Origin of the sequence: Actinomyces sp. HPA0247, assembly GCA_000411415.1 — a bacterium.
Taxonomy (GTDB): domain Bacteria; phylum Actinomycetota; class Actinomycetes; order Actinomycetales; family Actinomycetaceae; genus Pauljensenia.
Genome location: KE150452.1, coordinates 82694 through 97870 on the forward strand (window position 1 = coordinate 82694; position 15177 = coordinate 97870).

Consider the following 15177-nt stretch of genomic DNA (forward strand, 5'->3'; position numbering starts at 1 on the left):
AAACTGGCGGCCGTGCGCATTATTTTTGCTGGTACCCCGGAGGCCGCAGTCCCCACGCTGAAGGCCCTGTTGTCGTCGTCCCACGAGGTCGCTCTCGTTATTACGCGTCCGCCGGCTCGACGCGGTCGCGGAAAGACGATGTACCCCTCACCGGTGGCGGAAGTAGCCGCAGCGTGTGGCGTTGAACTGTTGGAGACAACCACGCTCAAGACTCCCGACATCGCGCGGCGCATCGAGGGCGTCCAGGCTGACCTCGGTGTCGTCGTCGCCTACGGCGGCCTCGTTCCTCCGAACGTGCTGGCGATGCCCACGCATGGCTGGGTAAACCTACATTTCTCGGACCTGCCGAGGTGGCGTGGTGCGGCGCCCGTCCAGTGGGCGATCCGCGAAGGTGATACGACGACCGCCTCGTGCGTCTTCAATCTCGAGGAGGGACTGGACACTGGCGACGTGTACTCACGCGTCGAAGTTCCGATTGGACACGAGAGCGCGGGAGAGCTGCTCACATCGATGGCCGAGGCTGGAGCGCCCCAGGTGCTCAGTGTCGTCGATGCGCTCGCTGACGGCAGCGCAACCGCTACTGCGCAGCGTTCGGAAGGTGTGACGCACGCGCGTCGCCTCGAGCACGTCGACGGTTATGTGTCGTTCACGCACGATGCCACGCACGAGGATCGTGTCATGCGTTCTGTGACTCCAAACCCCGGGGCCTACACGGTGCTGCCCGGTGGGGCCCGCATGAAGCTCGACAAGGCAACACCCGTGGACCGAGATGATCTGGCACCCGGGCAGCTTGAAGTCACGAAGAAGCAGGTCACCGTGGGGTGCACGAGCGGTGCTCTCGTGCTCGGCAAGGTGGCACCAGCCGGTAAGTCCTGGATGGACGCTGCCGCCTGGGCCAGGGGAGCGCGGCCTTCCGACGACGCGCGCCTCGGTGGAGACCTGGAGGATCAGCGATGAGTGAGAGGCGCTACGCGGACGGCTACCGCAAGCTACGCAAAGCCGACGAACCTCGTCGCATTGCCTACGAGGTTCTGCACGAGGTCGCGACGCAGGGTGCGTTCGCGAACATCATCTTGCCGAAGGCACTGCGCCAGGCCCGGCGCGACGGACATTTTTCTGACCGCGATGCCGCTTTCACCTCCGAGCTCGTCCACGGTACACTGCGCGCGATCGGGCGCCTCGATTGGGTGATTGCACGCCACATCGATCGTCCTCTTGCAGATCTCGATCCCCGCGCCCTCGTCATCCTGCGCATGGGTGCTCACCAGCTTCTCGATATGCGTGTGCCCGACCACGCGGCTGTGTCGGCAACCGTGGATGTCGCGCGCGAACATCTGACGGACGGCCCTGTCCGTTTCGTCAATGCTGTGTTGCGCTCAATCACCCGCGAGGATCCTGGCGAGCGCGAGGCGGCCATGGATGCGATCGCCGACGAGGACGAGGCTCTCGGCGTGCGCTACTCACACCCGGCGTGGATGGTCGCCGCGTTCCGCGACGCCCTCAAGGCCCACGGATATCCCGAGGAAGAGCTTATCGACGTCCTTGTGGCCGATAACGCGGTTCCCACGGTCACGTTGGTGGCCCGCCCGTCGCTGATGAGCGTTGACGAGCTCGCAGACGAGGCCGAGGATATCCTCGACACCCGCGTTGCCCTGGGCGCCGTGTCTCCGTACGCGGTCCTCCTCGAATCCGGCGACCCCGCGCGTCTGCCCTCGATTCGTGATGGACGCGCTGGCGCCCAGGATGAAGGCTCGCAGCTCGCGGCGCTTATCGCTGCATCCGCACCGCTGGAGGGCGGGTCTGACGAACGTTGGCTCGACCTGTGTGCGGGCCCCGGCGGCAAGGCCGCGCTTTTGGCTGGCCTCGCCTCCGGCGTGGGTGCGCGCGTGACCGCTAACGAAGTCCACCCGCACCGTGCCCGCCTCGTGGAGCGCACGACGCGCCAATTCGACTCCATCGAGGTCGTGAGCGGCGACGGTCGTACTTTCGGCGGGGGTCGCAGCGCATGGCCGCTGGCGTCCTTCGACCGTGTCGTCGTCGACGCGCCCTGCTCGGGCATGGGATCCATGCGTCGCCGTCCGGAGTCCCGGTGGAATCGCACCCCTGCAGACGTCGAAGAACTAACGGTCCTCCAACGCGAACTGCTCGACCGGGCAGTCGCCCTGACGCGCCCCGGTGGCGTCCTCACCTACATCACGTGCTCGCCCCATGCAGCCGAGACACGTGACCAGGTCGCGCGTCTACTGGAAAGCGGTGAGGTCGAGCTGCTTGACACCGTCGCGCTGGCTAACGAATGCGCACCCGAGGCGCTGGATGTACCGGCCTCTGCGGGTATCATCAAGGGCTACGACGGCCGTACGCTGCAGCTGTGGGACCACCGTTTCGGTACGGATCTTATGTTTGTGGCTTGCCTGCGCAGGCGCTAGCATATGCGTTATGAACGCCACAATTAGCCCGTCGATCCTCAACTGCGATATCGCCAATCTGCGCGGTGAGCTCACCAAGATCGCAGGAGCGGATATCGCTCACGTCGACGTCATGGACAACCATTTCGTCCCCAACCTCTCGTGGGGTCTGCCCGTCGCGGAAGCCGTCGTAAAGTCCGGCATCCTGCCTGTTGACGCACACCTCATGATCGAGGATCCGGATCGCTGGGCGCCGCAGTACGCGGAGGTCGGCTGCGAGTCCGTCACCTTCCACGCTGAAGCAGCTGCGGCACCACTGCGCCTCGCGCGCGAGCTGCACCGCATCGGTGCGCGCGCCGGCCTTGCGCTGAAACCAGCAACCGATATCGCGCCTTTCGTGGACATCCTGAACGAATTCGACATGATTCTCATCATGACGGTTGAGCCTGGTTTCGGCGGACAGTCCTTCATCGAACAGATGATTCCGAAGATTGAGCGAACGCGTGCGGCGATTAATGCCGCAGGGCTTCAGGTCTCGATCCAGGTCGACGGCGGCATTTCCCGCGCGACCATTGAGCGAGCGGCCGAGGCCGGTGCCGACAACTTCGTCGCGGGCTCCGCAGTGTTCCGCGCGGAAGACGCGCACCACGAGGTTGAGGTGCTGCGTGAACTCGCCAACGCGCATAGCCACTGACCGACAGCACTGTGCGGCCGGATGGGATGAGGTCCCATCCGGCCGCCTCTTTTCTTCTCTAGCGGATACGCCTCGCGCGGTGCGCCCGGCGGTGGCACAATGACACACGAGTACTCCGGGGTCGGTGAAAGTCCGAACCGGCGGTGATAGTCCGCGACCCGCCCTCACAGAACGAGGACGGTTGAGCCGGTGAAATTCCGGCACCGACGGTGAAAGTCCGGATGGGAGGAGTGCATGAGGCGCATTCGTGCGTCTGCTGTGCTGCGCGTACCCCCGGTGTCGGAAAGTAAGTCGTGGCAACTCGGAACAAGCCTCGCGGTACTCTCACCGTCGCGGCACCGATTATCTTCCTCGCCCTGTTGCTGGCGGGGTGGTGGCTGTCGACCGCGCTGACCGGCATCGAGGCCTGGCGCCTACCAAACCCCATGTCTGTCATCTCCAAGGGTTCGGTGATCCTGGCACTTCCGTCAACCTGGCATAAGGTCGCGGTGACGGGTGCCGAGGCCGTCGCCGGGTGTTTGCTCGGTTCGCTTGTCGCCTTGCCCTCCGCGTATGTGATCTATCGTTCGCGTCTTTTGGCCGCTGCCGTCGAGCCTTTCCTCGGGGCGACCCAGGCGTTGCCCGCGATCGCTATCGCGCCCATCTTGGTGCTGTGGGTCGGCTATGGATTCATGTCCATCGTCGTCTTGTGCGCTCTGATGGTTTTCTTTCCGATCCTCGTCTCGACGGTCGTTGGCTTGCGCCATATCGATCGTGAGCTTCTCGAAGCTGCTGCACTGGACGGGGCCACGGGATGGACGATGGCGGTGTACATGGAGCTTCCCCTGGCGGCACCTGCGATCCTGGGTGGTCTGCGTAATGGCTTCGCCCTGTCGGTAACGGGCGCTGTTGTCGGGGAGATGGTCATGGGTGGCTCCGGGCTCGGGCAGGTACTCACTCAGATGAGAAACAACGTAGACACCGCCGGCATGTTCGTCATCATTATTATTTTGTGCTCGATGGCGACTCTCCTGTACGTGATCGTGTACAGGATCGAGCGGTCGAAGCGTTATGAGATCACGCAGTGAAGGAGAATCTCTTGAAGCTTTCTACCATTGTTCGTGCCGCGGTCGTCGGCGCGTGTGCCTCGCTTGTCCTCGCGGCATGCACGCAGGGTGAGTCGGCCAACCAGTCTGGTACGTCTGGTCAATCGGACGTCACCATCGGCCTGACCTACATTCCCAACATCCAGTTCTCTCCCGTGTACGTTGCGGACGCACAGGGAACGTACGCGGATAACGGTATCAGTGCGACGATTCGTCACCACGGATCCCACGAAGGCTTTTTCACGGCGCTCCTAGCTGGTGAGGAGGACGTCGTCATCGCCTCGGGCGACGAGGCAGCAGTCGCCGCTTCGCAGGGCCTCGATATCGTGTCGATTGGCCAGTATTACGCGTCTTATCCCGGCGCTGTTATCGTTCCGGCTGATTCCGACATCAATTCTCTCGCTGATTTGAAGGGTAAGACGGTGGGCATCCCGGGCGAGCACGGCGCGAACTACTACGCGACGCGCGCCGCTATGCAGGAAGCTGGACTCAGTGAGTCGGACGTGACGATCTCGCCGATCGGCTACACGCAGCAGGCCGCCCTCGCTTCCGGCCAGGTCGATGCGGTTGTGGGCTTTACGAATAATGACGCCGTGCAGATGCGTCTTGCTGGCCTCGAGATCCGCGAAATCACGTTAAATCCCACGTCGACGCCGCTGGTGAGCGCCTCCTTCATCACGACGCACAAGTGGGCGCAGGAGCACCCGGATCAGGCTCGCGCAGTCGTTGCGGCGACGACCAAGGCGATGAACGATATCGCCGCGGATCCACAGATCGCCATCGAGGCGACGAAGCCGTGGGACACCTCGCTGACCGATGAGTCCACGTTGTCCGCAGCCAACGCTGTTCTGACCGCGACCGTTCCTCTCTGGCTGGGCGATACCGGCCGCGCGACGGGCAAGCAGGATCTCGCCACGTGGGCGCAGATGGTGTCCTTCCTTGCCTCCCTCGGTGAGCTCGAGGGGTCGGTGGATGCGACAGCCCTGGCGACTAACGACTACGTGAGCGCCGACGATTCACCGTCGCCTCAGTCCTAACCGGTGCGCCGTATGCTCGGGACGCGCGCGTGTCACGTAGGGTAGGCAGGTGAGTACCGCCGTCAACGCCAACGTGCGCGTCCTTGAGCTTTTCGTGGAGCTCCTCGGCGCGCGTCCCGGGCGTACCAAGACACAGCTGCGGGCCCTTCCGGGCTATCAGGGACTTGCTGACGACGCGTTTGAGACCCAGTTCCAGCGCGATAAGGATGCGCTGCGCGACGCCGGCGCCCACATGACGATTCACGCGGGGGAGCGCTACTCCATTGCGTGGGACTCGTTCGCGCCCGGAATTGAAGTGACGAGCGCCGACCGTGCTCTCATGTCACTGGCCGCGCGCGCGTGGGATAGCAGCGAGTTTTTCGCCGACGCCATCGACGCAAAAGCTGCTGCTGCTTCCTCCGAAGATGTCTCCGCTCCCATGATTCGCCTTGGGCTCACTGGCCTCGGAGCTGCGACCACTCTGTCGCAGGCCATCCGTGAACGCCGAGTGGTGTGCTTCGAGTACCCGGGGTCTGGGGAGCTGACGGAGCGTTCGGTGGACCCGTGGGCACTGTCGGTTCAGGGCCGAGCACTGTACCTGTGGGGCTGGGACCTCGACCGCAACGCCGAGCGTACGTTCCGCGTCTCACGCATCCGCTCACAGGTGTCCTTCGTGGGGGAGTCGGGGGACGCATCGCTTCCTCCCGAGGGGCGTACCCCTCCTCGTGTCTCTTCGTTCGTCTCTCCCGTCGTCGACGTACGCGCGGGCTGCCCCGCACGGACGATTCTTCACGGCTACGAGGCCGGGGGAGAGCCCGAGGAAGGGGGCTTGCCTCGGCGAGGCTGGGAGTGTGTCTGCCTGGAAGGCGCCGAGCTGGGCACGTGGATCGCTCGGATTCTCCCACTGGCTGCCGACGTCGTGGTCATTTCTCCACAGATTCTGCGCGAGGCCGTCTTCACGCGCCTGCACGCAGCCGCCGCGTGGGGGGACGACCATGCCTGAGAACGTTCAGCTAGCAGTCGTCCGTCTGGCGTCGATGGTGGCCTGGATGAGCGAGCACTCCGGCTCGACCGTCGATGAGATCGCTGCGCACTTCCACCGCACCCGCCGACAGGTGCGTCGCGATGTCGAGTATCTCGCCTCCGTCGGCGATTCGCTGCCCGGCGCTTCCTTTGAGGTGGATTGGGAGCTCTACGAGCGAGAACAACGTGTGACGCTTCGCTCGACATTGGGTGCCTCAGCCCCGCTGCGCTTGTCCGCGATTGAGGCACAGGCTCTCCTGATCGGTCTGTCTGCGATGACACCGTTGTTGGGTGCCGATCTTGCCGCCCACGTCCCTCACGCCGCCCTCGTTGTCTGTGCTCTGGGCGGATTGAAGGAATCGGACGGGGAACAATACCTGGAAGCGATTTCCTCTCCCTCGTCGTCGAGTGCGAGCTTGGAGACCCTGCGTGATGCGCTCATGCGCGAAGAACGCGTGTCTTTCACCTATGTGTCTGCCTCGGGCGTCCAGACGCGGCGCGTCGTGGATCCGTGGTCGCTCGAGGCGACCGCGACCGGATGGCTCTTGCGCGGCTGGTGTACGCGTGCTGGGCAGGCGCGTAGCTTCGCTGTCGCGTCGATCAGTGACGTGCGCGGGGAAGGTCGACGCGTTGAGGAGCCTCGTCGTGTGCGTCAAGAAGCACCGACCTGGACGCTCGAGGTTGATCGCGACGCACGCTGGATCGCCGATGAATATGACGGTCGCATCACGGCAGAGCTTACCAGTGGGGGAGCCCGCATCACCCTGCCTGTCTGGAATGAACAGTGGGGCCTGAGTCTCCTCATTGACATCGCCCCACACCTGCGCACTGTCACGCCGGATATGCGTTCGGCCGCCGCGCAGTACGCGCGCACCGTCTTGTCGCAGTGGACCCGAGAGGATGCATCGTGAGCCCGAAACGACGTCGACACCGTACCCGTGATACGCACAGCATGGCACAGCGCGAGGAGGAAGTCGGCCTGGGGGTGGGCAGCGCAGCCCAGCGCTACGCCGCCTACAAAGCCGATGCTCAGGCGGCCGCCTCGCTGCGTGCCCGATGGGTGTCGACGCTCAGCTTCACTCCTGATCCATTCCAGGTTCAGGCATTGGATGCCGTCGAAGCCGGCAATTCGGTCCTCGTCGCCGCACCCACCGGTGCAGGCAAGACCATCGTCGGGCAGTTCGGTGCATACGTCGCCCTCGAGCGGGGCATGCGCGCGTTCTACACGACTCCCATCAAGGCGCTGTCGAACCAGAAGTACCTGGAGCTGTGCGACCTGTACGGTGCGGACAACGTCGGCCTCGCAACTGGTGATACGTCGGTGAACTCCAGTGCGCCGATCGTCGTCATGACAACCGAGGTGCTACGCAACATGATTTATGCGGGCACGCCCCTCACCGACCTGGGCGTCGTCATCCTTGACGAGGTCCACTATCTAGCGGATAAGATGCGCGGCCCGGTGTGGGAGGAAGTGATCATCCACCTGCCCGCTCACGTCGCGATCATCGCGCTGTCGGCCACGGTGTCGAACGCCGAGGAGTTCGGCGCGTGGATCCGTGAGGTTCGCTCCACCTGCGAGATCATCGTCTCGGAGAAGCGCCCCGTCCCGCTCTACCAGCACATGATCGTCGGCGAGGACATTTTTGACCTGTACGCGCCCACCGGTAAAGGAAAGCTCAATCCCGAGCTCGTGGCGGCAACGCGAGACTCCGGGATGCGCGGCGGGCGCGGCTCACGCTCGTGGAACCGCGAGGTCCGGGTGCGTCGCGAGTCGCGCCCCTCGACCCTGATTTCGCTCGACCGTGCGCAGCTGCTGCCCGCCATCACGTTCATCTTCTCGCGGGCGGGATGCGAGGATGCCGTGCGCCAGATCCTCTCCACCCGCATCACCCTCACCACGCGTTCCGAGGCAGCTGAGATAGAGAGCTACGTCGACGAGGTCATTGCGTTGCTGCCGCCCGAGGATGCCATCGTGCTGGGAGCCGAGTCCTGGAAACGTGGTCTGATGCGTGGCATCGCAGCCCACCACGCCGGCATGCTGCCCCTCATGAAAGAGACCGTCGAACATTTGTTTTCGCGGGGCCTCGTCAAAATGGTGTACGCGACTGAGACGCTGGCGCTCGGCATCAACATGCCCGCCCGAACGGTCGTCATCGAATCGCTGACGAAGTGGAACGGCTCGGCGCATGTCTCCCTGTCTGCCGGTGAATACACGCAGCTCTCCGGACGTGCGGGCCGCCGCGGCATCGACACCGAAGGACACGCGGTCGTCTCGCACCGCGGGGGAGTGGCACCTGAGGAAGTCGCTGCCCTCGCTTCCAAGCGCACGTACCCCCTGATTTCTGCGTTCACGCCGACCTACAACATGGTCGTCAATCTGCTCGCACGCTCAACGCGCGCCCAAACACGCAGAGTGTTGGAGTCGTCTTTCGCGCAGTATCAGGCGGATTCCGCCGTCGTTGCGCTCGCGTCGCGGCTGTCCGAGCTGGAGGCGCAGCGAGACGCGATGGTCGAGGACCTGTCGTGCACGCACGGTGACGTCCGCGAGTACCTCACCCTGCGTGACCAGCTCGGTCAGGCAGAAAAATCGGGGGCACGAGCGCGCAAGCGCGAGGCGCGCGACGAGTCTCGACGCGTCCTGTCCGGGGTGCGCCCGGGAGATGTTCTCGCCCTGACGCGAGGGCGCAAGTCCCGCCTGTGCGTTGTCGGCGCGAAGGCCACCAGCGCCTCGGGCCGTGTGGAAGTATCCGTCATCGGTGAGGATTCCACGTGGCGCGCCCTTGCTCCCGAAGACGTGAGAGGGACGATTGTCGTCGTCGGCCACATGTCGATCCCGGGGGGCTCCGCGCTGCGCCGGACGAAGGAACGTACGCGTATCGCCGGTGAGCTGCGTTCCGGGTTGTCCAAGGGACTCTATGAGATCCCTACCGGTTCGCCGGATGCTTCTGATCCGGTGAGCGCGCTGCGCGCTGCGATGCGCCAGCATCCGGTCCACCGCTGCCCGCATCGTGAGGAACACGCTCGGGCGGGAGCCCAGTGGGCACGCGTGGCGCGCGAGATTGACCGTCTCCGCTCGTCCATCGACTCCCAGACAGGGTCGGTCGCAGCTCAGTTTGACCGCGTCTGCGGTGTACTCGAACGCCTCGGTTTCCTCACTGGCGACGAGGTCACCGATGCGGGCCAGCGCTTACGTCGGATTTTTGGCGAGCGTGACCTGGTGGTGGCCATGTCGATGAATGAGGGCACGTGGAACGAGCTCGATGAGGCAGAGCTTGCCTCAATGGTGTCCGCGCTTGTCTACGATTCTCGCTCCGACGACGATGCTCAGCAGCTCGCACCCTCAGGGGTTGGCATTCGCCTTCAGGAGGCTTGGCACGAGAGCCTCGCGATCCTTGAGCGCGTGCATCGTGTCGAGAAAGCATGCGGATGCGAGCTTACCCCGAGCCTGGACGCGGGTCTCATGGCGGCGACGCTCGCCTGGGCGCACGGGTCGACGCTGGCCACGGCGATCGATGCAACGCCGATTCAGGCCGGCGATTTCGTCCGTTGGATGCGCCAGGTCATGGATTGTCTCGGGCAGATCGCGTCCGCCGCGTCGAGCAACGAACTGACGCGCAAGGCCGAGGCTGCGAAGGACCGTATCGGTCGCGGTATCGTGGCCTGGTCGACTATCTAGAGAGCTGGAGGGCTTGTGGGGCATCACGATATCTTGCAGCGCGCCTCGTTTGCGCACGTGTGCGGTGACTCGCTCATCGCTGCGGTCGCGGGCCTCGCGCTGTACGCGTCATTTGCGCCGGTGGGATGGTGGTGGCTGTCGGTACCCGCACTGGCGCTGTACATCTCGCGCATCGACGAGGCCAGGGCACCACGGGCGTTGACGGTCACGTTTGTGTTCGGTATGAGTTTCTGGATTCCGCTCATCGACTGGATTCCGCTCGCCGTTGGTACGACGCCCCCGTGGTTTGTGCTTGCGTTTGTGCAGACGCTGTTCCTGATGGCCTGGGCGCTCTTCGCGAGGTGGACGCAGCTGTGGGCACGGGCGCGTGGTCCGATCATCCAGGCATTGCTCTTTGCCCTCACGTGGGCCGGTGTCGATGCCGCGCGCTCCCGGTGGCCCTGGTCGGGCTTTCCCTGGGGCTCCGTGGCGCTGCCTCAGGTGGATTCCTCCCTCGGGCGCCTCGCCCCGTACGGCGGAACGACACTGATCACTGCGGTTGTCATCGCGCTCGCAGTTCTCGTTCGCCGCGCATTCGCGGCTCGCGATGCGTCACTGATTCGCGAGCACTGGTTTTCGCGTCCAGCACTCGCCGTTATCGTTGTGGCTGCATACGTCGCGCCCCTCGCTCTGACGCTGCCGAACCAGGCAGAGAACGGAATGCTACGGATCGGTGTCGTCCAAGGTGACATTGCGCTGCCGGGTGCACAGGCTTACAAGCGTGAGGGCGAGGTGACCGGCAACAACATGCGCGCCTCCCTCGAGCTCGCGAGCTCCCCGGAGGTGGTTGAACACCCTCTCGACCTGGCGATCTGGGGCGAAGGTTCCGTCGACCGTGATCCGCTCGCGTTCCCTGCGATCGGACAGGCAGTCGATCGTGCAGCCACGGCGCTCGACGCACCTGTCTTGATCGGCTACACGAACCTCAATGAAAGTGATCGCGTCAAAAATTGGCTCGCGATCTGGGAGCCCGGTCAGGGGCTGGAGGAATCGGCTCGATACTCGAAACACGTTCCCGTCCCCTTTGGTGAATTCATTCCGTTCCGTGCATTCATCGCGTCCTTCGCGACCGAAGTCGCACAGTCAAGCCGAGACATGGAAGCGGGGGTGGAGCCACCCCTCATGACGGTGCACGCACGCGATGGACGCGACGTCCCCCTCACGGTCGGCATCTGTTTCGAAGCGGCTTATCCCATGGTGATTGGCGACGGTGTCGCTCGCGGCGGCCAAGCCATCATCGTCCCGTCAAACAACTATCATTTCCGGTCCTCAGGAGAGTCCGCGCAGCAGGGCCAGCTCCTACGCATGCGAGCGATGGAGTACTCGCGCAGCGCTATTCAGGCATCGACGACGGGCCATTCCTACGTTATTCGTCCCGATGGTTCGATCCTGCAGCAAACCGGCACCGAGCAGGCGACAACACTCACCGCCGATATTCCACTTCGTACGTCGCTGACGTTGACCGCGCGAGCGGGGGAGAGGATCCCGAACATCGTCATGGCTGCCACACTGGTCATCTGTTTGTCCGCCCTTGGCACGGTTGTCGGGCGACGTATCAGGGCCCGAGCGCGCGCCAGGCGTGCATCGCACGACTAAGTTCGGCAAAATGTGACCCATGACTGTTTCTGAGCGCCTTGTTCCTTCTCCGCAGGGGGACCACACCCTGATTGTGATCCCGACATACAACGAAATGGAGACGCTTCCAGGCATTCTGACGCAGATCTGGTCTCATGTGCCCCACGCGCACATCCTTATCGTCGATGACTCCTCGCCGGATGGGACGGGGGAGTGGGTTGACTCTCGCCGACAGAACGAGGACCGCCTACACATCCTCCATCGACCTGCCAAATCCGGCCTCGCCACCGCCTACGTTGACGGTATGGGCTGGGGCATCAAGCACGAGTACCCGTTCATTCTCCAGATGGACGCGGACGGTTCACACCGGCCAGTGGATCTACCGAAGCTGCTGACGCGCATGGCCGGACCCGATCAACCGGACCTCGTCATCGGGTCACGATGGGTCCCGGGCGGACGTATTAACGGTTGGTCTCACAAGCGCGTCGCGCTCTCAAAGGCGGGCAATTATTATGTCCGATTCTGCCTGGGTACACCGGTGAAGGACGCAACGGCAGGTCTGCGCCTGCACCGCGCCGCCTTCCTACAGGAGAACGAGGTCCTTGATCGGGTAGCGACCACCGGCTTTGGATTCCAGGTGGAAATGACCGAACTCGAACGATCTCTGGGAGCGGTGATCGCCGAAGTGCCCATCACCTTCGACGAGCGCATCGCTGGCGAGTCGAAGCTGGATTCATCCATCTTCGTTGAGGAGCTCGTGATGGTCACGAAAGGCGGCCTGGGTCGCGTGACCCAAGCCGCCCGTCGAGTGTTCTCGAAGTAATCAGCCCTTCCGATAGGAGCCCTCGGGCCGCAGGCGGCCCTCACGGTAAGCGGTGAGCTGTTCGGAGAGAACGACCTCAAGCTCTTCGATGGAACGGCGCTCGAGCAGCATGTCCCAGTGGGTGCGCTGAGGCTTAACGGGCTTATTCTCCTCGTCCTCGACGGTCTCGCCGATCAGATCGGCCTGCTGGCCACACTTGCATTCCCAGGTTGCAGGGGCCGTCGCCTCGCTGGAGAGCGTGACCTCAAACTCATGACCGTTCGGGCACGCATAACGAACAATGAAACGGTCGGCGAAGACAACGCCGTCCTCGGATTCGAGGGACTTCGCACCGATCTGCATGCCACGCAGTGCGCGGTCAGCCATAACAGCCTCCTGGACGTAGATAAGAAACGGAACCATTCTATCTGACACGTCAAGCGGAATGCGCTCACGGCCTCGTCGCCGCCCCATCCCCACGATCCGATAATGTACATTATGTCCGTTTTTCTTTATCGACCCCTCTCCGAGCACGCGGTACAGTTGCTGTCATGACGACGGACCGACAAGTACGCTCCCAGCACACCCCTGCTCTTCGTGAGGTCATCGCTCTCTCACTGGCGTGCCTTGCCTACTCCGTCCTCTCGTTCTTGGCTAAGGCTCCCGAGTCCGTCGCCATATCCCATGCGCATGACGTCGCCGCATTCGAGTCGCGCATCGGCCTTTTTATCGAATGTTCGGCCAACGCATGGCTGATCGCCCACCCGCTGCTCGCCTCGCTCGCATCTGCACAGTACGCGGTTTCGTTCCTTGCAATGACCGGCTTCGCACTGGTCGTCCTCTGGCGCAAGGCCCCCGCCTTTTACCGCCGGGCTCGTTGGACACTCGTCATCATGACGATCGGCGCGCTCATCACATACTGGACCTACCCCTTGGCTCCCCCACGCCTCGTCCCCGATCTCGGCTTCGTCGACGCCGTCGCCGCTCACACATCAGCCTATTCACAACTGTTCGGTACGCTCGCCAATCCCTACGGTGCGATGCCATCGATGCATACGGGTTGGTCCATATGGGTTGCCGTCATGCTCGGAACATATGTGTGGCGCTCATGGTGGGCGCGACTCCTTCTCGCTTTTCATCCCGCCATCACGATCGTGACAATCGTCGCAACTGGCAATCATTATGTGGTTGACGCCATTGCAGGCTGCATGTACTTCCTGCTTGCCTGGCTCTTTGTCACCATTACGAACAGGGCGTTACCCAGGAATGTGCGAACAACCGGCGAGACGTCCTAGGAGCGCCCCTCAATAAACGCTAGGGTGGATGCCATGAGACTCGGAGTTGATTTTGGCACCACGACCACCGCGATCGCTATCGTTGACCGGGGAAACTATCCCATCGTCTCTTTTGTCAACAACAACGACGATACGGTCGATTTTGTTCCGTCAATTATCGCGCTTGACGGCGACCACCTGGTTTACGGCTTCGACGCAGAAGATGCAGCCCGCGAGGGCGCTCCTCACCTGCGTTCTTTCAAGCGCCTGCTCTCCGACCCGTCGGTGACTGACACATCCACTCTGCGCCTGGGCAACCACAGCATCTCGATCCTCGACGCGCTCACCGGTTTCCTCAGTTACGTCGCACGTCAGCTGCGCACCAACTCTTCCGTTGCTTCCCTGCCTGCTTCCGAGCCACTTGAGGCTCTAGTCGGCGTCCCCGCACACGCATGGTCTGCGCAACGCTTCCTGACCCTCGAGGCCTTCCGACGCGCTGGCTGGGACGTCCTCGCAATGGTGAACGAGCCCTCCGCCGCAGGCTTTGAGTACACCCACCGTCACGCGGGAACGCTCAACTCGAAGCGCACCGCGATCCTCGTCTACGACCTGGGCGGCGGCACATTCGACGCATCGATCGTGTCGGCCACAGGAACCCTGCACGAGGTCATGGGATCGCGCGGACTTAACATGGTCGGTGGGGACGATTTCGATGTCGTGCTCGCTAACCGGCTCGCTGCGGCAGCTGGCACTGATTCCGGCAAGCTCGGCGACGAGGCGTGGGAACGCCTCGTCGAGGACGCGCGCGATGCGAAGGAGACCCTCTCCCCCTCGACGAAGTTCATTACCGTCTCCGTTGACGGCGAGCCCGTCACTATCCCCGTCGCTGACTTCTACGAGGCTGCCACTCCCCTCGTCGACTCAACCGTCGCCGCCATGGAACCGCTCCTTGTTCCCGATGCTTCAGGCGTCGGTCAGCTGGGCGGAGACATCGCCGGTCTCTACGTTGTGGGCGGTGGCTCGCAGCTTCCGCTCGTGGCGCGCATCCTGCGGTCGCGTTTTGGGCGCCGTGTCCACCGGTCGCCACACACCGCAGCATCGACAGCAATTGGACTTGCCATCGGTGCTGATCCCGAGGCCGCATACACCGTGCGCGAACAACTCTCGCGCGGCGTTGGCGTGTTCCGTGAGCGCGAGGCAGGAAGCTTCATCTCCTTCGATACCCTCCTGGAGCCCAACACAGAGCTAGCCCCGGGAGAAAAACTGACCATCAAGCGCCGCTACCGGGCGGCACACAACATCGGCTATTTCCGTTTCGTCGAGTACTCGTCGTTCGACGAGGCCGGGGTGCCGCGCGGCGACCTACAGCCCTACGGCGAGGTTATCGTTCCCTTCGATCGAGCGCTGCGTCGCGACGATATCGACCTCACCACGATCCCCGTCGTACGCACCGATGATGGGCCCCTCATCGAAGAGTCCTACATCGTCGATGAGAACGGTCTAGTCACCGTTGAGATCACCGACGTCGAGTCGTCGTACACAGTGAGCCGCCCGCTCGGGCGCCGCTAATCCTCACCGACGCAAGACA

The 15177-nt window shown here is 63.5% G+C and carries 13 protein-coding genes and 1 riboswitch; of the genes, 12 read left to right on the forward strand and 1 reads right to left on the reverse strand.

The window, feature by feature from the left end:
- Window positions 1-12 precede the first annotated feature (12 nt).
- From HMPREF1478_RS08485 to HMPREF1478_RS08530, 10 genes are all read left to right on the forward strand, one after another.
- Window positions 13-957, forward strand: coding sequence for a methionyl-tRNA formyltransferase (locus HMPREF1478_RS08485; protein ID WP_016461660.1), 945 nt, complete (start codon window positions 13-15; stop codon window positions 955-957).
- Window positions 954-2426, forward strand: coding sequence for a transcription antitermination factor NusB (locus HMPREF1478_RS08490; RefSeq protein ID WP_016461661.1), 1473 nt, complete (start codon window positions 954-956; stop codon window positions 2424-2426). Before HMPREF1478_RS08485 ends, HMPREF1478_RS08490 begins: the two co-directional genes overlap by 4 nt.
- Window positions 2427-2436: 10 nt before the next feature.
- A complete protein-coding gene (rpe, locus tag HMPREF1478_RS08495) occupies window positions 2437-3099 on the forward strand; it encodes a ribulose-phosphate 3-epimerase (protein WP_016461662.1) in 663 nt (220 codons plus the stop codon).
- A gap of 107 nt (window positions 3100-3206) precedes the next feature.
- Window positions 3207-3336, forward strand: a riboswitch (FMN riboswitch).
- A gap of 56 nt (window positions 3337-3392) precedes the next feature.
- The gene (locus HMPREF1478_RS08500) at window positions 3393-4166 is read left to right on the forward strand and encodes an ABC transporter permease (RefSeq protein WP_016461663.1); all 774 of its coding nucleotides are present in this window, start codon (window positions 3393-3395) and stop codon (window positions 4164-4166) included.
- A gap of 11 nt (window positions 4167-4177) precedes the next feature.
- On the forward strand, window positions 4178-5221 hold the full coding sequence (locus tag HMPREF1478_RS08505) for an ABC transporter substrate-binding protein (protein WP_016461664.1): 1044 nt from the start codon (window positions 4178-4180) through the stop codon (window positions 5219-5221).
- Window positions 5222-5270: 49 nt separating this feature from the next.
- On the forward strand, window positions 5271-6203 hold the full coding sequence (locus tag HMPREF1478_RS08510) for a helix-turn-helix transcriptional regulator (protein WP_016461665.1): 933 nt from the start codon (window positions 5271-5273) through the stop codon (window positions 6201-6203).
- Window positions 6196-7134, forward strand: coding sequence for a helix-turn-helix transcriptional regulator (locus tag HMPREF1478_RS08515; RefSeq protein WP_016461666.1), 939 nt, complete (start codon window positions 6196-6198; stop codon window positions 7132-7134). The genes HMPREF1478_RS08510 and HMPREF1478_RS08515 overlap by 8 nt, the downstream gene beginning before the upstream one ends.
- Before the next feature lie 41 nt (window positions 7135-7175).
- On the forward strand, window positions 7176-9899 hold the full coding sequence (locus HMPREF1478_RS08520) for a DEAD/DEAH box helicase (RefSeq protein ID WP_016461667.1): 2724 nt from the start codon (window positions 7176-7178) through the stop codon (window positions 9897-9899).
- Window positions 9900-9914: 15 nt separating this feature from the next.
- On the forward strand, window positions 9915-11534 hold the full coding sequence (gene lnt, locus HMPREF1478_RS08525) for an apolipoprotein N-acyltransferase (protein WP_016461668.1): 1620 nt from the start codon (window positions 9915-9917) through the stop codon (window positions 11532-11534).
- Between the two features lie 19 nt (window positions 11535-11553).
- Window positions 11554-12336, forward strand: a complete 783-nt coding sequence (locus HMPREF1478_RS08530; RefSeq protein ID WP_016461669.1) for a polyprenol monophosphomannose synthase — start codon at window positions 11554-11556, stop codon at window positions 12334-12336.
- On the opposite strand, the gene HMPREF1478_RS08535 is transcribed toward HMPREF1478_RS08530, so the two are convergent.
- Window positions 12337-12702 carry an RNA polymerase-binding protein RbpA gene (locus HMPREF1478_RS08535; RefSeq protein ID WP_016461670.1) on the reverse strand — a complete coding sequence of 122 codons (366 nt, stop codon included), beginning with the start codon at window positions 12700-12702 and terminating at the stop codon, window positions 12337-12339.
- A 164-nt stretch (window positions 12703-12866) separates the two neighbouring features.
- Between HMPREF1478_RS08535 and HMPREF1478_RS08540 the strand changes: the two genes are divergently transcribed.
- The gene (locus HMPREF1478_RS08540) at window positions 12867-13610 is read left to right on the forward strand and encodes a phosphatase PAP2 family protein (RefSeq protein WP_016461671.1); all 744 of its coding nucleotides are present in this window, start codon (window positions 12867-12869) and stop codon (window positions 13608-13610) included.
- Between the two features lie 33 nt (window positions 13611-13643).
- The gene (locus HMPREF1478_RS08545) at window positions 13644-15158 is read left to right on the forward strand and encodes an Hsp70 family protein (protein WP_016461672.1); all 1515 of its coding nucleotides are present in this window, start codon (window positions 13644-13646) and stop codon (window positions 15156-15158) included.
- Window positions 15159-15177: the final 19 nt, after the last annotated feature.